At 66.0% G+C, this 20516-nt stretch carries 19 protein-coding genes; 9 read left to right on the forward strand and 10 right to left on the reverse strand.

Annotated features, from left to right (window positions below):
• Positions 1-6 precede the first annotated feature (6 nt).
• A complete protein-coding gene (locus AC1DIP_RS00810; RefSeq protein ID WP_477732502.1) occupies positions 7-615 on the reverse strand; it encodes a hypothetical protein in 609 nt (202 codons plus the stop codon).
• Positions 616-745: 130 nt separating this feature from the next.
• Complete coding sequence (locus tag AC1DIP_RS00815) at positions 746-1840, reverse strand: sodium:calcium antiporter (protein WP_477732503.1); 1095 nt, start codon at positions 1838-1840, stop codon at positions 746-748.
• A gap of 152 nt (positions 1841-1992) precedes the next feature.
• Here AC1DIP_RS00815 and AC1DIP_RS00820 point away from each other — a divergent pair, with 152 nt between their 5' ends.
• Positions 1993-2505 carry a hemerythrin domain-containing protein gene (locus tag AC1DIP_RS00820; RefSeq protein WP_477732504.1) on the forward strand — a complete coding sequence of 171 codons (513 nt, stop codon included), beginning with the start codon at positions 1993-1995 and terminating at the stop codon, positions 2503-2505.
• Between the two features lie 31 nt (positions 2506-2536).
• On the opposite strand, the gene AC1DIP_RS00825 is transcribed toward AC1DIP_RS00820, so the two are convergent.
• The 7 genes from AC1DIP_RS00825 to AC1DIP_RS00855 form a co-directional block, all read right to left on the reverse strand.
• A complete protein-coding gene (locus AC1DIP_RS00825) occupies positions 2537-3451 on the reverse strand; it encodes a DMT family transporter (RefSeq protein WP_477732505.1) in 915 nt (304 codons plus the stop codon).
• A gap of 13 nt (positions 3452-3464) precedes the next feature.
• Positions 3465-4664: a glycoside hydrolase family 26 protein gene (locus tag AC1DIP_RS00830; RefSeq protein ID WP_477732506.1), complete on the reverse strand. Its 1200-nt coding sequence runs from the start codon at positions 4662-4664 to the stop codon at positions 3465-3467.
• Between the two features lie 167 nt (positions 4665-4831).
• Positions 4832-5599 (reverse strand): VOC family protein, encoded by a 768-nt coding sequence (locus tag AC1DIP_RS00835; protein WP_477732507.1) that lies wholly within the window; start codon positions 5597-5599, stop codon positions 4832-4834.
• Positions 5600-5722: 123 nt separating this feature from the next.
• Positions 5723-6277, reverse strand: a complete 555-nt coding sequence (locus tag AC1DIP_RS00840) for a copper resistance CopC family protein (RefSeq protein ID WP_307359218.1) — start codon at positions 6275-6277, stop codon at positions 5723-5725.
• Between the two features lie 22 nt (positions 6278-6299).
• A complete protein-coding gene (locus tag AC1DIP_RS00845; protein WP_477732508.1) occupies positions 6300-7034 on the reverse strand; it encodes a YcnI family copper-binding membrane protein in 735 nt (244 codons plus the stop codon).
• Between the two features lie 120 nt (positions 7035-7154).
• Positions 7155-7745: a hypothetical protein gene (locus AC1DIP_RS00850; RefSeq protein ID WP_477732509.1), complete on the reverse strand. Its 591-nt coding sequence runs from the start codon at positions 7743-7745 to the stop codon at positions 7155-7157.
• 163 nt (positions 7746-7908) lie between these two features.
• Entirely contained in the window at positions 7909-8115 is a 207-nt protein-coding gene (locus tag AC1DIP_RS00855) for a hypothetical protein (protein ID WP_477732510.1), read from the reverse strand.
• Between the two features lie 177 nt (positions 8116-8292).
• On the opposite strand from AC1DIP_RS00855, the gene AC1DIP_RS00860 reads away from it, so the two are divergent.
• The 6 genes from AC1DIP_RS00860 to AC1DIP_RS00885 all read left to right on the forward strand — a co-directional run bounded on the left by AC1DIP_RS00860 (position 8293) and on the right by AC1DIP_RS00885 (position 16609).
• Complete coding sequence (locus AC1DIP_RS00860) at positions 8293-9531, forward strand: DUF1611 domain-containing protein (RefSeq protein WP_477732511.1); 1239 nt, start codon at positions 8293-8295, stop codon at positions 9529-9531.
• Positions 9525-11270: an ABC transporter ATP-binding protein gene (locus AC1DIP_RS00865; protein ID WP_477732512.1), complete on the forward strand. Its 1746-nt coding sequence runs from the start codon at positions 9525-9527 to the stop codon at positions 11268-11270. The genes AC1DIP_RS00860 and AC1DIP_RS00865 overlap by 7 nt, the downstream gene beginning before the upstream one ends.
• Positions 11270-12388, forward strand: a complete 1119-nt coding sequence (locus AC1DIP_RS00870) for a CapA family protein (RefSeq protein ID WP_476206751.1) — start codon at positions 11270-11272, stop codon at positions 12386-12388. The genes AC1DIP_RS00865 and AC1DIP_RS00870 overlap by 1 nt, the downstream gene beginning before the upstream one ends.
• Before the next feature lie 143 nt (positions 12389-12531).
• Complete coding sequence (locus AC1DIP_RS00875; protein ID WP_476206749.1) at positions 12532-13377, forward strand: hypothetical protein; 846 nt, start codon at positions 12532-12534, stop codon at positions 13375-13377.
• Between the two features lie 157 nt (positions 13378-13534).
• Complete coding sequence (locus AC1DIP_RS00880) at positions 13535-14188, forward strand: peptidoglycan-binding protein (RefSeq protein WP_476206747.1); 654 nt, start codon at positions 13535-13537, stop codon at positions 14186-14188.
• Between the two features lie 6 nt (positions 14189-14194).
• Positions 14195-16609, forward strand: coding sequence for a hypothetical protein (locus AC1DIP_RS00885; RefSeq protein WP_477732513.1), 2415 nt, complete (start codon positions 14195-14197; stop codon positions 16607-16609).
• 14 nt (positions 16610-16623) lie between these two features.
• On the opposite strand, the gene AC1DIP_RS00890 is transcribed toward AC1DIP_RS00885, so the two are convergent.
• Positions 16624-17595, reverse strand: a complete 972-nt coding sequence (locus AC1DIP_RS00890; RefSeq protein ID WP_477732514.1) for a S1C family serine protease — start codon at positions 17593-17595, stop codon at positions 16624-16626.
• Here AC1DIP_RS00890 and AC1DIP_RS00895 point away from each other — a divergent pair.
• Entirely contained in the window at positions 17588-17944 is a 357-nt protein-coding gene (locus AC1DIP_RS00895; protein WP_477732515.1) for a hypothetical protein, read from the forward strand. The two genes, AC1DIP_RS00890 and AC1DIP_RS00895, sit on opposite strands and share 8 nt — an antisense overlap.
• A gap of 246 nt (positions 17945-18190) precedes the next feature.
• Positions 18191-20413 (forward strand): transglycosylase domain-containing protein, encoded by a 2223-nt coding sequence (locus tag AC1DIP_RS00900; RefSeq protein WP_477732516.1) that lies wholly within the window; start codon positions 18191-18193, stop codon positions 20411-20413.
• The last annotated feature ends 103 nt before the right edge of the window (positions 20414-20516 follow it).

Below are 20516 nucleotides of genomic sequence, written 5' to 3' on the forward strand. Positions count from 1 at the left end.
CCCCGGCTATTCGGACCAGCAGGCCAGCACGGCGGTGGCCACCTGGTACGCGAAGGCGTCCCGGGAAACGGCATGGGGGCCCAGTGTGGAGGGAAGGGCTGCCGCGTCCACCGTCAGGACGAAGTTGTCTTTTGAAAAAACCGCGGAGGTAGGCGTTTGGAACGCCGGAAACCCCAGGTTCGCCAGCCCCTCGATAGGCGCAGCCCCGGGAGCCTGTTGCTGCAGCCCGTCAAAAAATTTACGGGCAGTTTCCGGATCGGATGTTTCCTTTACCGAGAGCATCAGGTGCCCGGAGGGGAGAGTGTAGGTGCAGGTGTAGAGCTTGTCCGCCCAGGAGTCCGTGGTGGGAGGCTCGGAGGGAAGGGACAGGGCCTTGACGATGTTCGTCCTGGTCTCGTCGCCGCAGACCATGGTTGCGGCCGGTGAGGGGCCGTCAGCCGCGGCACTGGCGGTTGCCTCCGGCGAAGCGGACGGACCCGCTGAAGGTCTTTCGGACGGCGGCTTTTCGGCGCCTGCCGCGGCGCAGCCGGACAAGGCCAGGGCCAGGAACGTTGTCAGGGCCGTAACCCGCATCCGTCCGCTGTTGTGCGATCGCGGACTGCTGTGTGGACTCATGGCTGCACCTTCCGAACATTCCTGTACTGGCCTGACCCGGCCGCACCTACCATCTGTTCGTAACGGCAACCCCTCTGGACCGGTCCCGGCCGGTGTTGCGCAGCCTTGGCCTCGACGCCAATTCCGGCGGTCAGGACATGGTGGCGACGGCGAACAGGCCGGCCACGCCCACCAGGTACAGGACCAGGACCACCAGTGAGTCCGTCCCCATGCCCAGGTGTTTTTTCTTCGGGCGGAAGAGCAGGCCCAGCAGGTAGGTCAGGGTCAGCAGGATGGCCAGGGCGGTGAGGTAGATGTCGGTGGCCTGGGCCTGCGGCAGCACCGGTTTGCCGGTGATGAGGACGGCCACCAGGAACAGGACCGGGAGGAACGCGTTGCCGCCGAAGATGTCACTGAAAGCGAGCTTGTAGTCGCCCTGCTTCACCGAGGCCAGGCCGGTGGAGATTTCCGGCAGGGACGTGGCCAGGGCCAGGAAGGTGGCGCCGAAGAGGACCCCGGAGAGGCCGATGTGCCCGGCGATCGCGTCGCCGCTGCGCTCCAGGACGACGCCGGCGCCCAGGGTTGCCAGGGCCGCCACGGTGAAGATCAGGGCAGACTTGCCCGTGCTGATGTGCCGGTTCTTGTCGGTGGACTTCTTCTTGGAGTGTCCCTTGGGCCGGTCCTGGCCGCCGGGGGCCTCGCCCTGCTGGTGCCAGGGGAGCCCCTTTTGGGAGCGCTGGACCAGGATCAATCCGAGGATCCAGATCACGGCGATCAGCACCGCGGCGGGGGTCAGGTGCAGGGCCACGAGTGATCCGGGCATTTGGCTGCCGGCGATCACCACGCCCAGGACGGCAATGACCGTGACGGCTTCGATGACCAGGGTCAGGGACGCCGCCTTGTAGCTGAGCGGATCAGTCCCCCTGGTTCCGAACACGTCCAGGATCACCAGCACCACGGTTTGGATGGCGATGCCGCCCAGGATGTTGCCCACGGCCACCCCGATGTTGTTGGAGGCGGCCGCGCTGACCGTGATGGCGATCTCCGGCAGGTTGGTGGCAATGGCCAGCAGGATCAGCCCGCCCAGCGCCGAGCCCAGGTGCAGCCGGTCATCCAGGACGTCCGTCTGCTTGGACAGCTGGATGCCGGCCACCCAGATCACCGCCGCCGCACCGGCGAAAATCAGGAGCAGGACCACCAGGGGCAGCGCTTCCATGTCTTTTGCCTCCTCTTGGATTGTTGTCACGGCTTCACTGAAGCCGTACCCACCGGCCTGCCCCAACCGGTGGTTATTTGCTGGGAATCCGCTGGGAATCCTGTCCCTGCAGGGTGCGCTGGTGGAAGACGGGCTGGTGAGGGTAAGGATTAGGGCGTAGCTACCCCGCCGAGAGGACCACCATGGACATCGTTGAAGTGATTTTGAACGACCACCACGAGCAGCGGCGCCTGTTCGCCCTGCTCGATGAAATGCATGCCAGCGAAACATCCAGCCTGGACGCAGTATGGAAACGCATGCGGATCCTGCTTGAAGTCCACGCCAAGGCAGAGGAGGAACTCTTCTACCCGGAGCTGCTGGAACTGGGGAAGGGGGCAGGCGGCAAGGACTCCGCCGTTGACGAGACCACCGACGCCATCCACGACCACAGCGAAATCCGGGACGCCATCAGTGACGTGGACCGGCACCAGACGGGGACAGCCGACTGGTGGGACGCGGTGGCGAAGGCCAACGAAGCCAACGGCGACCACATGGCCGAAGAGGAACGGGAAGGCCTGACCGACTTCCGGCAGCACGCCTCCCTGGAGCTGCGGCACCGCCTGGGCCTGGCGTTCAGTATTTTCGAATCCGAGCACGCCGGCGGGATTGAGCCGGAGGACGTCAGCCCTGAGGAATACATCCGCGAGCACGAATAAACCCCTCACGCCGGCTGCCAGACGGGTGGTGCTACCGCTTGACCCGTGGTTCGGCCCGTTCCTTGACCGTGGCCAGCAGGATGACCCCTGCCACGGCGGTGGCTCCTGACAGGAGGAACAGGACGATCGCCAGCGGCGGGGCGGAGGCAGCCTCGCCCAGGATGGTGACGCCGATGGCCACGGCCACGAGCGGATCGATCACGGTGAGGCCGGCCACCACGAGTTCGGGCGTGCCCCGGGTGTGGGCGTTCTGGACCAGGAAGCTGCCGGCCAGGGCCGCGATAACCAGCCCCGCTAAACAGGTCAGGGACAGCCACTCGAAGTCGCCCTGGAACAGCCGTGCAATGACGGTCTTGGCCAGGGCGGCGACGAACCCGAAAAGGATCCCGGCGCCGGCGGTGAACACCACGGCGCCGGAGCGGTGACGCCACAATGCATAGGCCACGGCGACGCAGGCCAGGACCACGGTGAGGACTATCAGGATGGTCACCAGGTGCCGGTCACTGATTTCCACGTCCTCCGCGGAGAACGCCGCCACGGCCACGAACACGCCCACCCCACCGACGCAGAGGGCGACGGCGGTGAGGGCCCGCCGCCCGGGGGACCTCCGGGTCATCCGCGCGGTGGCGAGGGTGGTGACCACCAGGGCCACCGCGCCGATGGGCTGCACCACGATCAGGGGTGAGAACCGGAGGCTGGTGAGCTGGAGCAGGATCGCAGCCCCGAGCATCGCCGTTCCGGCCAGCCACGCCGGTTTGCGGACCAGGGCCTGGAGCCGCCCTCCGCCCATGCTGCCCGCCGCGCGCCCGGATGCAGCCGGCTGGTCTTCCACGGCCCGGTGCTGGAAGAGCGTTCCCAGGGCGAGCAGGACGGCGCCGGCGGCGGCAATGGGGATTCCCAGCCAGTGGTAGGACGTCAGTGCGGACACGGCCGCAGCCTGGATCATGGACAAACCTTACCTAACCAGCGCGTCGGCAGGTGGTCCCAGTCCCGTAGTGCAGCCAGTCCGGCAGTGCGGCGGTGAAGGCGCCGCGGATGGCGGGGCTGTTGGTGGTAGTCCAGTCGATCCTGCCGTTGACCTCCACCTCGTTCTTGTCCCATTCGAACCAGTTGATCATCTTCAGGTTGGGGAACTGGGCGTGGGCCTGGGCGCTGAACACCTGCTCCCACCAGGTGCGCTTGATGTCGATTTCCGCGGCGCCGCCGGCCGTAGGGTTGTAGAGGGCGGCGGTTTCCGGGATGGCCACGGGTTTGTTGTGGTCTTTGCCGTACACGCTGTAGAAGTCGGGCAGGAGGGTGTCATCGCCGTTTGCCCCCACGTAGTTGCCGGTGAGCTGGTCGGCGAACTTGTTGGCCTCCGGGATCTCGTTCTCGCCCCACGGGTACTTCGCGCCCCAGTGGTAGAGCGACATGCCCACCCAGTCCACCGCCTGGTCACCCGGGTAATATGGGGCGTAAGGATCGTCCGCCATGGTGATGGCGCCGTCGTGGTCGGTGTCCAGGGCCGCGAAATCCGCGGTGCCTGCCTTCGCCTCGAACTGGCCGCCCGCGAACGGATAGCCGCCCGCGTAATTGGGCGCCCACATCATGGCCGAGCCCGGGGCATCGTGGTGGACGGCGTCGGCCACCTGCGTGAACATGGCCTTGTATTCCAGCGGTTGCTGGGACCAGGGATACCAGGACCCGTTCATCTCATGGGCGAGGCGGACGATCACCGGGACGCCCTGGCCGTTGATCGACCCCAGATCCTTCACCAAGTCGCTGATGACGTCGCGGGTGACGGCGGCCAGGCCCTGTTTGGGTTCGAGGGTCAGGAGCATTATGTGACCGTCCGCCCGGATCTGGGCGGCCGCCTGCTGCAGGTGGGTCCGTTCCTGCTCTGTGTAGGGGAAGTCGGCGAACGAGACGCTGACGGCGGGCTTGTGGCCCAGGTCGGCCGCGTACTGGGCCAGTAGTTTGGCGTCCAGGTTCAGGTTCACGCCCAACAACGCGCCCGACGGCGGGACCAGGCTGTTCCGGTCCGTCACCTCACAGGTGGGGATGGCCGCGGCACTTTGGCTGGCCGCCGCTTCCTGGTTCTTGCGGTCCCGGTCCGCCAGGCCGCCCGTGATGCTGGCGGCGCCCAGCGCGATGGCCGCCACGGCAACCCCCAGGGGCAAACCCCAGTCCTTTAGGCGCCCAAGTACTACGTCACGGCGCTTGGTGTCCTTCGGTGCGGACTGTTGCTCGGGCAAAGCTTGACCCCCTGTTGGCCTGCGGTTTTACCCGATTCTATGCGCCGTCACCCCCGGCTCCGGCGCTCATCGCCGGGCGCGGGGGACCGGCCCTATCTTTGGGCGATCCGGAACAGCGCGCCGGTGGGGTCCGTGAGGGTGGCGATTCGCCCAAACGGGGTGTCCTCGGCGGGATGGACCACCTGGCCGCCCAGGGACGTGGCGATCTCCACCCCGGCGTCGGTGTTCTCAACGGTGAAGTAGTTCTGCCAGTTGGCCGGCACACCTTCAGGCAGGAAATGGGAGGCGTCCATGATGCCCGCCCGTGAGTCCCGCCCGGATCCCAGCGTGGTGTAGCGGAAGTCCTCGGTGTCGCTCATGACGTCCGTGTCCCAGCCGAAGACGTCCTGGTAGAACTTCACCGACGCCGCGTAGTCCCGGGCGTGGAGTTCATGCCAGTAGGGGGTGCCGGGTTCGCCCTTGGCCTGGAACCCGGTGTGGCCGCCGAACTGCCAGGCGCCGATTGCGGCTCCGCCTGCGTCCCCGAGCATCGCCATGTGGCCCTGCTCGGGCACCTCCATGGGCCCCATCAACACCTGGCCGCCTGCCGCCACGGCCGCGTCGGCTGTCGCCTGGATATCCTCCACTCGCAGGTACGTTGTCCAGACATCCGGGTACCCGGAGCCGGCGTCGTTCTTCATCATCCCGGCCACCATCGCACCGTTGGCGAACGCCGTGATGTAGCCGCCGTACTTCTCCTGGTCGCCCTCCTCGTAGGTCCAGCCGAACAGGCGGGTATAAAACTCGCGGGACTTGTCCGGATCTGACGTCATGAGGTCGATCCAGCAGGGATCACCGTTGGCGATGGTGGGCTTGGACATGGGGACTCCTGGTGTAGGGATGTGGGCCGGGCAAGGCCCACCCTAACGCTGCACGCGCCAAAAGCCGAGGGGCCGCCGGCACGGCCGAATATACGGTGGTTGCCGTGCCGGCGCTGGCCATTCTTAGCCTTCGTCTTCCGGGTTCCGCAGCCGGCGCCGGATCAGGAGCCCGGCCACCACCAGGCCGATGACCAGGACGGCCCCAACTATTCCCGCCGCAACCAGCGGCCAAGGAACCCCCGGGTTCGCCGATGTGGGACTGGGAGCCGGTGTAGGCGGCGCCGCGGAATTCGGGCCCCCCGCGGTGAAGGTGAAGGTCCCCTCGATGGGGTGGCCGTCCGAGGACACCACCCGCCACACCACCTTGTACTTCCCCTGGGGAGCCCCCGGCTTGACCGGCTGGCTGACCTGGTTGTCAACGATTTCCACGGGCCCATCCGCCTGGTCGGTACCGCTGGCATCCTCAACGCGAACGATCGAGTTAATGGCGATGGGGGTGTGGTCGAAGGTCAGCTCGATCTTCGCCGGCATCGCGCTGACGGTGGAACCGTTCGCCGGGTTGCTGGATTCGAGGGCATCGTGCGCCTGGGCGGGCGCGGAAAAGACCAACAGGATCGCTGCGGTGGCCAGCGGCAGCAGCAGGCGTACCTTCCGGGCCAGGGTGGTGCGGGGTGACATTGGCTTCATGATCCGGCCCGCCCTACTTGCCGGTGGGGCGGGTACGGCGGCCGGCGAGGACCATGCCCAGCGCCGCGGCACCCAACACGAAGCCGGCAGCGCCGAGGACCAGGCCCCACACTGACAATCCGTCGCTGGAAGCCTGCGTCGTCTCGGACGCAGCCTCGGCGTTCGCTGCCGCCGGCGCAGTGCCGGCGGCAGCAGCGTCGTCGGCCGTTGTTACGAAGGATGGCGCCGGATGCTGGGGTTCCGGCTGCCCTTCAGCGCTCTCCTCGTCCCACTTCACCATGCTGCCGTCCGTATAGGTTTGGGCCGCCTTCAGGGTGACCTTGGTGCCCTCGGCGGGAAGCCGGCCCACGGACAACGAGAAGGCCTGGTACTGGTTCTGGCCCAGCTGATGGGCTTCGTCCGCGGTCCAGACCACCGTGGTGGGCGCCTTGGTTACCGTAGTGCCGGACACCGTGACGGGCTTGGGCAGGTCACTGGTAATCACCTGTGCCGTCCACCCCTCAACGGGTTTCACGGAGACGGAGGTGAAGGGGGTGTCAGCTGGCAGCGTGACTTCGAGCTTGCTGGTCTTCGCTGTGGGGGATTCATTGGGGACGTTGAACGTCAGGTGGGAGTAGCCGTTGGCGGCGGTATCGTCGGGGTTCACGCTGACGTGGGCGGACGCGGCGGTGGCGCCCGCGGCCATGATTCCTGCGGCGGCAGCGGCCGCGGCAAGAGTCTTGAAGGTACGGCGGAATGAGGTGTTCAAGGCAAGCCTTCCAAGGGTGCGCCAAAGAGGCCGCGGGTGGGCGGCGGCGCGGGTAAGGGACAACGCGGCGGCCCTGCCTGTTTCGGCGGGTTGGGCGCGGCGCGGAGAGTCTGCTGCCGCCTAAAGGGCGACGTGGAAGGAAGGTGGCCCGCGCAGCGCAGGCAGCCGCAGGTTCCGCCAGCGGAAAGCAATGACGACGGCGGCCGGCGCGGCAATGTGCGGCCACTCCGGGATGGCGACGGCGGCCAGGATCCGGACCAGGGGGCGCAGCCATGCGGCCAGGGCCCACACTGCCGCCTCGCCCCGGGCAAGGACGAGGGCGGTGGCCACTGTGGCCACGGCGTGCAGGCCCAGCATCAATGCTGCCGGCACGGCGGCGTGGCCCGGCGCGAGGGTTGCTGCCATGGAGGGGGCCGGGAGGGCACCGTGGACGTGGGCACTGTCCGCCGGGGTGAAGGTTGCCGGGACCGATAGTGCATCGAAGGCCCAGTGGAGTGCCAGTTGGCTGGAGCCCAGGAGTCCGGTCATCGCCGGCGCATTGATCTTTGTTTTCGAGAGGATGGTGACCGGGGCCAGTACCAGCGCCACGATTCCGGCCAGGATTACCGGCGGGGGCAGTATGCCGCCGGCCAGTAGGTGGGCCCCTGCGGCGAGGGTCAGCATGGCGGCGGTGAAGGCGATGGCCCGGGGGAGGCGGAACGGAGCAGTCATGCCAGTTGCCGCCCTTCCTTCCACAGTTGCCTTCTTCCACTGTAGAGAACGGTCCGCAACGGCGGGTAATCAGCTGCACGGCCTGGAGGAAACCGCAGGGGGTAAAAACAGGAAAGCCCCTGGCCGGGGCCAAGGGCTTTGCTGGGAACTGCTGGGTGGCGCGCTACTCCGCGAGCTTGGCGACCGAGTGCGCCCAGATGAAGAACTTGTTGGTGCCCAGATCCTTGACCGTCTTGATGTTGAGGGCTTCCTTGAGCTTCTGGGCGTCGCTTTCGGACAGTCCCTTCAGCGCCTCCACCGGCGCCTTCGCGAGCTCGTCGATGCCCTTGTCGATGTATTCCTTGTCGAACTTCGAGTTGATTCCAGTCATACTGTCCTCCTGGTGTCCGGTTGGGGCGTCACTGTGCCGGGGGGCACATTCGCCATTCAACCACGCCAGATGCGTTTCCGCGCGGGTTTTGCTGCTGGACACCAAGTAGTCCCTAACCTGAATTTCAGGTACCGCTTTCCCTGTCCCCAGCTTGTATTCCCCATTAGCGTGCGGGGCATGAGCACAGATCGAGGGGTATGGGTCAAACCGCTGGACCCTGTTCGCGTGGCGAGGGCCAAAGCCGCTTTTACTACCCGGCGGGTGGTGCCGGAGCGGATAGCATCGCTGGTGTCAGGCGCAGTCCGTCCCCGTTCGGGCGATCTTGTGCTGGCCCGGATCGTACAGTTGGGCCACCACCGCCACATCGAACAGCCAAACGGCCGGCGCGCCGTGCTGCACGATGACGACGAAATCATCGTCACCTATGGTGACCGGTACGCCACGGACCAGTTCGAATCCCGGGTCCCCGCCACCCTCGGCGAAACCCAGCTGGTCGCATCCGGAGGGATCGCCTCGGAGGTACTGAGCAGAAGTATGGCAGTCCGGCGGGCAACGGAAATCGAGCCACTTGGGCTCTTGGGGGACGCCAAGGGGCGCCCCCTTAACATCCAGGATTTCGCCCTGCCGCCCGTTTCACCCCATGTTCCCCGTCCCCGGACCATCGCCGTGATCGGGACAGCCATGAATTCGGGCAAGACAACCACCGTGCACTGCCTTGTCAACGGGCTGAGCAAAGCGGGCGTCGCTGTGGGGGCCACGAAAGTTACGGGAACAGGTTCCGGAAACGACTACTGGTGCATGCTCGACGCCGGCGCCCACCTGATGCTCGATTTCACCGACGTTGGCCTCGCCTCAACGTACCGCCAACCAATGGAGGTGCTGGAGACGAAGTTTGCTGAACTGGTGAACCACCTGACGGCGTCGGGCGCCGCCCTAAACCTGGTGGAAATCGCCGACGGAATCTACCAGGACGAAACGTCCCGCCTGCTGGAGGCGAACGTCCTGCGAAACATGGTGGACGCCGTCATATTCGCCGCCCCTGATTCGATGGGCGCGGTAGCCGGGGTTTCCCACCTGCAGAAACTGGGACACAAAGTCCTCGCGGTAACAGGACTTCTGACCCGTTCCCCCCTGGCCATCCGGGAAGCCGCAAAGGTGACGGGGCTGCCCGTGTTGACCCGTGAAGAACTCACCGAACCTGGTACCGCGGCAGCCCTCCTCGGGATCCAGGACATCCTGGCGGCCGCCCAGGCGGACAAGGCAGAAACCGCTATTGAAATTCAGGCCGTACCCGCAGCCAACGAAGTCATCATTGGACCCTTCACCTCGTCCCCGGAGCGCCAGCCGCGGCCAAGGCCGGGATTTTTCGGATTCCCCAGGCCCAGCACCTCCGCAGGAAGCGCGGACCTGTGGTGAAGACAGCGCCCGGAAAAGACAGGCTCTACAGAATTCCAGGCAACGTCTACGCCAAAGCCATAGCCATTGGGCTTGGACAGGTGGCCACGCTGATCGCCTATATCCTCCTGCTGCGCCTAATAGTGGACGGGCTGGCCCCGGCCACGGTAGGTGCCGCTGCGGACCTGCAGTGGAGGTGGGCCCTGATCCAGGCGGGGCTCCTGGGCGTCGTGGCGCTGCTGCACGGATGGCTCCGCGCAGCCGGTTTCAATGTTGCGGAGACTGCGGGCTACGAAGCTGTGCGTGTGCTGAGGATGACGATGTACGGCCACTTGCAGGGCATGACGCCCCGCCAATTTCAGCACCGCGCCCGCGGCGGTCTGTTGCTGCGGTTCCTCGGCGACCTTTCAATGACGCGGCTGTGGATAAGCCGGGGCGTGCTGAGTGGAATCATTGCCGCGATCGTCATGGTGGGCGCGCTGGCTGTCCTGTTCTTTTTCAGCGTCTGGATGTCGCTGGCCATCGTGGTGACGGTGGCAGTAGGGGCCGCCGCGTCCTTCGTGGCCGGCCAACGCATGCGCCAAGCGACGCGTGTCATGCGGCGGCGCCGTTCGCTGGTGATGAGCAACATTGACGAGCAACTCAACGCCCAGCCCGTAGTGCAGGTCTTCGGCCGGTCCGCCGGCGAATACAGCCGGCTCTCCCATCAAAACGACGAGCTGACCCGGGCACTGGTAAGGGTAGCGCGGCTGCGCGGCTACCTCCGCGGCGTCTCCACCGCCTTCGCGTTGCTGGCCTTGGGCGCGGTCCTCACCGCGGGCCTTTTTGAAGTCCGCCGGGGGACAGCGACCATCGGCACAGTGGTGGGTTTCGTCGTCGTAACCCGGCAGCTGTCCGGGCCGGTGCGTACCTTGGGCCTGGCCCACGACTACTGGCACCGGGCCCAGGTCTCCGTGAGCAAAATCAAGGAATACCTCCGCAGCTCCACCCGTGACCTCGACAGCGGCGGCAATGCGCCGCTGAGAGTCCGGAAGGGTTCCATCAACTTCATGTCCGTGTCGGTGCAGGGCGCGCTGAGTGAGGTCGACCTCCAGGTCGCCCCTGGGGACGTGGTCGCCATCACCGGGGAGGGTGGCAGCGGAAAATCGACCCTGCTGGGCCTGGTGGCCCGGACCGTTGACCCGGACGGCGGATGCGTGATCATCGACGGGCAAATGCTCAGCAAAACCGCCCTGCGTTCGGCCTCCCGGTGGATTGGGGCTGCCGGGCCCGAGCTGCCCCTGATGCGCGGCTCCCTTTGGCGCAACATCACTTATGCCTCCCCTAGAGCCTCGGAGGAGGAAGTGGAACGGGTGCTGTCTGCCACGGGCCTGGACGAGATGCTCCTGGATCTTCCTTACGGGTTGCAAACGTGGGTCACGGAGGGAGGCCTCAATCTCTCCTACAGCCAGCGGCAGCGGATAGCCCTGGCCCGCGCGCTGGTGGGCAACCCACCGATCCTGCTCCTGGATGAGCCCACGCTCGGTCTTGACCAAAAGGCCAAGGCCGACTTCGCCGCCATCTTGGCCCGCTATGACGGCACAGTCCTGATTGCGACGCAGGATTCGCGGGAAATCGCCATGGCAAACAGGGTGGTTGTCCTTAAAAGTGGAACGGTGGCCGAGGTCATGTCCGGTGAGGAGTACCGGGACAGGGCGTGGCTGGAGTCAAACCTGAGCGGGGAACACCGGCTGTACGGCAACCAGGAAAGCGGCGCGTAATGCACCCCAAGAAGCGCGACAGGGTCCTCATCGCCGCCGCACTGGCCGTAGCGCTGGGCGGAACCGGGGCGTTGGCGGCCAACTACGGTGCAACGGAAGCCGCCCACGTTGAATCAATAGATCTTGCGGCCGGGGCCTTGGAGGATGAGCAGCTGTCCATCCAGTTCCTGGGGGACACCATGCTGGGCGACGGTGAGGCGCCCCTGGCAGACGCTGCAGCCTACGAGGCGGCGATGGCGGCGGTCCTTCCGATGATCGATGGGGACCTGGTCATCGCCAATGCAGAAGCTCCAATGACCTACTCCACCCAGCCCCTGAGTCCCGGCAAGCAGTTTTCGTATCACGCGGACCCCATGGCGGCCTGGGCACTTTCCAAAGCAGGCATTGATGCGCTGGGTCTGGGTAACAACCACTCCATGGATATGGGAATCGCAGGCCTCGAGGACACCGTCAAGTTGTCCGCAAACTCGGGCATGGACACCTTTGGGGCCGGCCACACCCTGGCAGAGGCGGAACGGCCGCTTATCTGGCACACGGATATGGGGACGATCGGCGTCGTCGCGCTGGGGGAGAACTTCGGGAAGGCCACGCGGGCAGACGAAATCACCGCCGGAACCGTTGTTTTCAGCCCGGAAACTGTTCAAAGGGGCTACGACCTGGCCCGTGCTGCCGGCGCTGACTGGGTCATCGCCTACGTGCACTGGGGCGACAACTATACGGAAACCCTCCCTGAACAGCGATTCTGGGCCCAGGCTATGGTGGATGCCGGCTACGATCTGATTGTCGGCACCGGTCCCCACATTGCCGACAAAATCGAATACATCGACAAGGTGCCTGTCGCCTACAGTCTTGGCAATTTCGTTTTCGGCACCCCGGGACGCTTTGCTTCCTTCGGTAAACAAGGGGTGGGGTTATCGCTCAGCGTGGAATTGAGGAAGGATGCCCCGGCCCAGTTCGTGGTTAAGTGCTTCAACACCGACAACGCCATGACCGGCTTCCTGACGCAGCCCTGCACTGCACCCCAAATGGTCAGCGCCATTCCCCTGGTCCATCCGGCGCTTCAGATCCAGGGCGATGCCGCCAGGATGCCGTGCCGCTGTTTCGAGCCGCGGGAGTGAGTGCCCGCCGCGTCCGGAGACGCAGAAGGCCTGTTCTCAGGATGCTGGCGGTCGCACTCAGCCTGATCGCCTTCGCAGTTTCCTGCACTGCCGCCCCCGAAGGAACCCCGGCAGGACCGACGCCGTCCAATCGAGGAGGAGAAATGGCAAGCCCCGCTGCCACCAGTTCACAAACACGGATGATATCGCCGGGTGAGACGGGGGATTTCACCTTCAGCGGCCAAGGTCCACTGCAGGACCAGCCCATCCGCGTCTGGTACAAGGCGCCGGACGATCCGTCGTCGGCTCAGATTCTGATGGTCATGACGGGGGCGCACCGCGACGGCGAGTCCTACCGTTCGGACTGGCTGCCCCTCATCCAGAACAGCAACACGCTGCTGCTGGTGTTGGAATTTTCCAAAGACGACTACCCGGGCGCCGCCAGCTACAACCAAGGCAACATCCTCGACGTCGCCGGCAATATCAACCCCCCCGAGTCCTGGAGCTTCAACGTAGTGGAGTCACTCTTCCAGGCAGTGGTCCGGGATACCAACAACAGAACCGAAAACTATGCGCTCTTCGGCCATTCGGCGGGAGGCCAGTTTGTTCACCGCTTCATGGAGTTCACCCCAACGAACCACGTCAGCGTCGCAGTCGCAGCAAACGCCGGCTGGTACACCATGCCGGACCAAAGCGTTGAGTACCCGTACGGATTGAAAAACTCGCCGCTCGCACCCAAGGCGTTAAGAGACGCCTTTTCCCGGCGCCTGATCATTCTCCTCGGCGCCGACGACGTCGACCCGAAAGATGCGATGCTTCAGCGCGACCGGCATACCGATGCCCAAGGCGACAACAGGCTGACGCGCGGGTTGGCGTTCTACCAGGCCTCCCGGAATGCAGCCCGGGAGGGGGATCAGTTCAACTGGGCCTTGTCCGTCATACCGGGTGCAGCGCACGACCACAAACTGATGGCTGCTGCGGCGGCGCCTTTGCTCCTCGAAGCGCGATAGTCCCTGGATGCCCCGTATAGCGATGACCGAAAGCGGCCACCGGCGGAGGAAAGCTTCGCAAAACTACTAATCATGCTTACTATTGGTGGGCGTGGGCTGCCCGCTGGGGGCAGAGCACCCGCGCCGCACTGGAGGTCTCACAAGCATGGACAACGAAATGCGTCCTCTCACCGACGAAGAACTGATGTCCGAACAGGCCACAGCCCTGCCGGACAAGGAAGTAGCATCCGTCCTGGACCTGAACGCGGACCTGGACCTGGGGATCAATGCTGCAGCCCCGATCGACCTGGCCGTCGCCGCCAATGCGAACGTGGCCGCGCCGATTGACGCCGCCGCGTCAGCCAACATCCTGTCCTATGGCTCCGACGCGCAGGCCTTGTCCAGCCAAGACGCGGCGATTGACCAGGGCATCGTGGCCGACGCCAATGCCAACTCCGCCCAGGACAGCGTAATCGGCCAGGGCGACGGCACCACCGACACGGGCACCGCCGGAACCACGGATGGGACCACCGGAACAGCACCTGCGCCCACAAGCACCGGTGGCGTCACAGACGCAGCGGGTGCGCTGAACGGCAACCTGTTGAACGTCGACGTCAACCTCGATGCGGACGCCGCCATTGCCGCCCCCATCAACGGTGCCGTCGCGGCGAACGCCAACGTTGCAGCCCCGATCGACGCGGCCGTGGCCGCCAACATTGGCTCCATCGACAGCCAGGCGTACGCGATCTCGGACCAGAGCGCCACCATCTCGCAGCACATCGACGGCGCCGCCAACGCCACGGCCGGCCAGCAGTCCGACCTGCAGCAGTAAGCCAAGATGACCCAGACCCAAGGCGGCCCGCCTGCCCAGGCGGGCCCGCCGTCGTCGAGCGCTGCCCTTTCCCAGGATCCGCCGGGCCGGACCATCACGACGGCGGGTTCCCACCTTCCTGCGCTGGCCGACGGCGTGCAGCTGCTTGGCCCGGCGGAAGGCTCCGGCTACCGGGAGCCGCCGTCCTTGGTGCGCCGCGGCGATGGGCAGACCCTCCAGCTGACCCGGCTCCTGTACCTGGTGCTGGAGGGAGCCGACGGGACGCGCGACCTGGAGGCCATCGCCCGGCACGTCAGCGACGGCTCAGGGCGCCTGGTCAGCGCGGACAACGTCCGCACGCTGATGGACTCCCAGCTGCTGCCGATGGGCCTGCTCCGGCTCGCCGACGGCAGCCAGCCCGAGGTCAGGAAATCCAACCCGCTGCTGGGCCTGCGGTTCCGCTACATCGTGTCCGATCCGGAGCGCACGCGCAGGATCACCGCCCCGTTCGCCGTGCTGTTCCACCCGCTGCTGGTGGTGGCCGTGACGGCCGCGTTCCTGGCCGCATGCTGGTGGGTGCTCATGGTGAAGGGCCTGGGCTCCGCCACCCATGAGGCCTTCGAACAGCCGGCCCTCCTGCTGCTGATCCTCGCAGTCACCATCCTCTCCGCCGGGTTCCACGAATTCGGCCACGCCGCTGCCACCCGCAAGGGCGGGGCGACGCCCGGAGCCATGGGGGCCGGGCTGTACCTGCTGTGGCCCGCGTTCTTCACTGACGTCACGGATTCCTACCGGCTGGGCCGCGGCGGCAGGATCCGCACCGACCTGGGCGGACTATATTTCAATGCCATCGTGGCGGTGGCCATCATGGGCCTGTGGTGGGCCACCGGCTTCGACGCGCTCCTGCTGGTGGTGGTCACCCAGATCCTGCAGATGGTCCGGCAACTGATCCCGCTGGTGAAATACGACGGCTACCACATCCTGGCCGACGCCACCGGTGTCCCGGACCTCTTCCAGCGGATCAAGCCAACCCTACTGGGGATCCTTCCGTGGCGGTGGGGAAACCCGGAAAGCAGGGTGTTGAAACCGTGGGCGCGGGCCGTGGTGACCATCTGGGTCCTGGTCACGGTGCCGGTGCTGCTGTTCACCATGGTGATGATGGTGCTGTCCCTGCCGCGGCTGTTGGCCACCGGGTGGGCCAGCGTGGGCAAACAGCAGGAGGCGCTGGCAGCGAGCCTGTCCTCGGGCGACGCCCTGGGCGTGACCGTGCGGGCCCTGGCCATTCTTGTGGTGGCCGTCCCGGTGCTCGGCGTGCTGTATATCGTGGTGCGGCTGTTGCGGCAGTTGGTCACCGGCTTGTGGCAGAAGACCCGCGGCAAACTTGCCCAGCGGATCGTGGCCATGAGTGCCGTGGGGGTCCTCCTGGCGGGACTCGCGTGGGCATGGTGGCCCGACGCCGGGACGTACCGCCCGGTGCAGGCCTACGAGCGCGGAACGGTGGGGGATGCCGCCCGGGCGATCCTTCCCACGCACGACGGCGGGGCGTTGCGGCAGGGCGCGGCGGGACGAACCGTTGCGCTGTGGCCTGCCGGCACGGCCAAACCCACCCGTGATAACCCTCAGCTGAGCATGGTGCTGGTACCGGAGGGTTCCTCCGCCGCTCCATCTGCCGGCCGCGGTTCCTCCGCTGCGGCGCCGTCCTGGGTGTTCCCGTTCGACCGGCCGGCTGCTCCCGAGGGTGACGGGAACCAGGCGCTCGCCGTCAACACCACCGACGGCTCCGTCCAGTACAGCGTGGCGTTCGCCCTCGTATGGGCCGACGATGGCCAGCCCGTCACCACCACCAACGAGGCCTATGCCTTCGCCAACTGCGCGGGCTGCGCAGCGGTGGCCGTGGGGTTCCAAGTGGTGCTGGTCGTGGGGCAGGCGGACGTGATCGTGCCGCAGAACCTTTCCGCGGCGGCCAACTACAACTGCCTGGACTGCCTCACCTACGCCTTGGCCAGCCAGCTGGTCCTGACCCTTGATGGTCCGCTGGACGGTGACAGCAAGCAACAGCTGGAAGCGCTGTGGGCCCAGATCGCCGAATACGGGAGAAACATCCGCGACGTACCGCTTTCCGATATCCAGGCCGCGCTCAACGGGTTCAAGGAACAAATCACGGCCGTCGTCAGGGGTGCTTCGGTGACCCCGGCCTCCGCCCCGGCGCCGACTGTTTCGGCAGATCCCAGCCCAGGTCCCTCATCGTCCAGGGCCGTCATGGAACCGTCCAGTCCGGGGACGGTCCCTGCCGGTGATCCCAACCCAGCCCCGACGTCCGGTGCCACCGCGCCGGCGGGGCAATACACGGAAGTGCCGCAGCCGACGTCGTCCGTTGTGCCCACTCCTGACGCCGAGTACGGCTCGACGCCTGTTCCGGCGCCCACCTCCAGCGCAGGCTGAAGGGTATTGGGCGGTCAGCAGGCTTTGGGCGGCCCTGCGGGAGTGGACGCTGCCGCCATCCGCCAAATGCTTCCGTCCCAGGACATTCGGTAACGGAGTCCCCAGTCGGAGCACGTTTGGCCGCCGGGACCGTCGGCAGCGGCCTGCTCGGTGCGGAGGACGACATCTGCCGTCAGCTCGTTGCCGGAGCCGCTGATGGTGTTGACGGTCAGGGCGCGCCAGAAGGACGTTCCCAGCCCGGAACTCCACTTGGCCAGTCCGCCTTCGCTGGCCTGCAGTTCGGGCGTCAGGACGGCAAAGGCGGTGTCGTAGGCCGCCCGGTTGATGGCCTGTCCATGGGTGAGCAGGCTTTGGATGACTTTGGGTGCCTGCTCGTGGTCCGAATGGTTGGTGGTGATGATGTCGCTGCTGGAGGTCTGCGCCTGGTTGTCGCAGCTGGCCTGGGGCACCGGTGTGCTGCGGCGGCCCCAGTCCGTCAGCGCCGCGGCGGCCGACGGTGCCGGGGCGGCGTAGCCCACGCCCTCGGCGCCGTAATCGTTCTCGTCACGGGTGCCCAAAACCCAGGCCCGCTTCGAACTGACCACTCCGACGACGCTGCCGTCCATGAGGAGCAGCGGTCCGCCGCTGTTGCCCGGGTTAATGGCCGTGTCTGTCTGGATGAGGCCGCGGACCCTTCCGGCGGGGAGGCTGACTTCCTGGTCCAAAGCGCTGACGCGGCCGGAAGTGAAGGCAAGTCCCCGGTCCAGGGGGAAACCAAGCGCTGCCACCTCAACGCCCTGGGAGGGAAGGTCGGGAGCGAGCCGGAACTTGTACCCGCTCAGTGGCGTGGGCGTCCGCAGCAGGGCCAGGTCAAGGTTGTCATTGATCCCCAGGACCGCCGCCGACGTGAACTGGCCGTTCACCGAAACGTTGATGGCGGCCTCGTTCTTTGCCACGTGGGCCGCCGTCATGATCAGGTCATCGCCCACCAGGAAACCGGTGCCCACGCCGCCGCCATCGCAGAGGGTTACGGCAACGCGGGCCACCCCTGACCTGACCAGTTTCACCGTCTCCGCCCAGTCTTTTGGTGCCGTCGGAGACGGGGTTGGTGTCAGCGAAGGCGATGCTGACGCAGTGGGCACGGCGGCCGCGGTAGAAGACGACGGCGCGGCGACGGTCGGGGGAGTGGATGGCGGGGAGGAAGTGCTGGGTGCGGCCTGGGGCGGCTGGCATGCTGTGGCGAGGAGCAGGACGGCAACCGCCGGTGCAAAGCGGACAATCCGGCGCGAGGCTGCGAACATCGGGCTTCCTTCCCCCAAGGTGGTCCCTGTCCAGCCCCAGTTACCGGTCCAGTAGCCTCACGCTAACCACGCTGAGGTCCGGGCCACAAGCACATCCACTACCTAACCTGGGGCGGAGGCTACCCCTGTTGGGTGCCCACCTCGCTCTGGGCAACTGTTCCGCAACGGCCTTTGCTGGGAAAACGCTATGAGTTCTTCCGCACTCCCGCGTGGTTGCGGGGGCAGGTCCGCAGGGCGCGGATTCTGGAGAGTAGGGTAAAAACGTATGGTTGCCGGCAAGGAAGAAGATCCGGAGACACGAATGCCCGAGCGAGTCCCGTTCCGAACTTCCCCGACCGCACCCCGGAGCAGGAACGTGTTCCGCGCCACGGGAATTACCATTGGCTGGTTCCTGGGTTTCATCGGTGTCAGTGCCCTCTGTGGCGCCCTGGTCGCCGGGTTGATGGTACCCGCAGCAGCGCTGACCGAGACGGCAGTGTCAGGTGGCTCCGCCGCACTGACCACCGACCTCCCCAATGATGTGTTCTCCGCGCCGCCCGCGCAGATGACGCGTGTCCTGGCGGCGGACGGTTCGCTGATCGCGACGCTTTTCGACGAGAACCGGACCCGGATCCCGCTCGACCAGATGTCGCCCAACATCAAGAACGCGATCGTGGCGGTCGAGGACTACCGGTTCTACCAGCACGGCGGCATTGATCCTGAGGGCATCTTCCGGGCGCTGGCGGTCGACGCCGCCGGCGGCCACCAGGGCGCGTCCACGCTGACCCAGCAGTACGTAACGAACATGCTCAACGAGAACCTCATTGCCCAGGGCAAGGACGCCCAGGTGGTGCTCAACGGGCAAAAGGGCGTGAACCAGAAGATCCAGGAGATGAAGCTCGCCATCGGCCTGGAGGAGAAGTACTCGAAGGACCAGATCCTCGCCGGGTACCTGAACGTCGTCGGCTTTAACGCCAACGCGTACGGCATCCAGGCGGCGAGCCAGTACTTCTTCTCTGTTGATGCCAAGGACCTCACCCTGCCCCAGGGGGCGCTGCTCGCCGGGCTGGTCAACGGCCCGTCACTTTACGATCCGACCGTGCACCCTGAGGCGGCCAAGGGCCGTCGGGACCTGGTGCTCGACGCCATGCTGCAACACGGCTACATCGACCAGCAGCAACATGACGACGCTGTCGGCACTCCCATCCAACTCAAGGTCAACCCGCCGAAGCAGGGCTGCGCCTACGCATCCCAGGCACAGTATTTCTGCGACTACGTCCTGCACCAGATCGAGAACGACCCGGCCTATGGCGCCACCCTGGACGAGCGGGACCAGAAGATCATGGCTGGCGGCCTGACCATCAAGACCACACTGGATCCGCGCCTGCAGGGACCGGCCCAGGCGCAGGTGGACGCCACGGCCGGTGCAAATCCGGACAAGTGGGGCGCCTCCCTGGTGACCATCGAACCGGGCACCGGCAAGGTCCTGTCCATGGCGCAGAATTCACGGAAACTGCCGGACCAGGGTGCCGGGTTTGTCTCCGACTACAACTTCAACGTGGACAGCGGCGATGCTGCAGGGAACAGCCTCGGCGGTGTGGGAGGCATGCAGCCCGGATCAACCATGAAGCCGGTGACCCTGGCCGCCTGGCTGGGCGAGGGCAAATCGACCAACCAGGTTGTGGACGCTTCCAAGCGCCGCTATGGCATCTACTACCCGTGGAAGACCACCTGCCAGCCGGTGCACGGCTGGTTCGACAGCACAGTTCCGCAATCCTCGGACCTGCAAAACGATGAGCCCAACTGGTACCGGCCCATGACCGTCAGGGAAGGCATTTACCAGTCGATCAACACTGCCACGTTCGCTTCGCTCGCCGGACTTAACGATTTCTGCGATGTCCAGCGTGCCGGCGATGCCATCGGCCTCCACCTGGGCAGCGGAGGTGGCGAAAAAATCGACCTCTCGACCTTGGGCAACATCCTCGGAAGCCAGAACGTCGCTCCGCTGACCATGGCCAACGCCTTCGCCACGTTCGACGCCAACGGGACCTACTGCGCGCCGATGTCCATCACCGAGGTTGACGATTCCCAGGGCAACAAGATCGGCGGCCAAACGTCTTCCTGCCAGGCCGACGCCCTGAAACCGGACGTCGCCAAGGCCGTCACCAACGTCCTCCAGGACGTCCTCACCAAGGGCTCCGGCCTCCTGATCCCGCAAAAGCTGGGGGTTCCGGATGCCGCGAAGACAGGAACCAACGAGTACAACAACCAGACCTGGGTGGTTGGCTACACGAAGGGCCTGGCGACGGCGTCCTTCTTCGGCGACCCCTTCAACGGCGGCCCGACCCGGTTGGGCCGCAACATCACCGTCAACGGCAAGTTCTACCCGGCAGTGGATGGGGCGTTCATTGCCGGGCCGCAATGGGCGCAGTACATGCAAAGTGCGGTGGGCCTGTACGACCACGGGAACTTCGATGCCCCGCCGCAGAACCTGATCAGCGCTCCTGGAACTGCCTCGCAGCCGACTCCGTCCAAGAAGAACTGACCGATCATGCTCAACGGTGGGAATCTGGGGGCCAACATCGGAGCGCTGGTGGCAGTGGGCGTCGCTCTGTACATCGTCCTGGTGGTCCGCCGGCGGAAGTGAG

Source organism: Pseudarthrobacter sp. 05T312 (genome assembly GCF_056396685.1).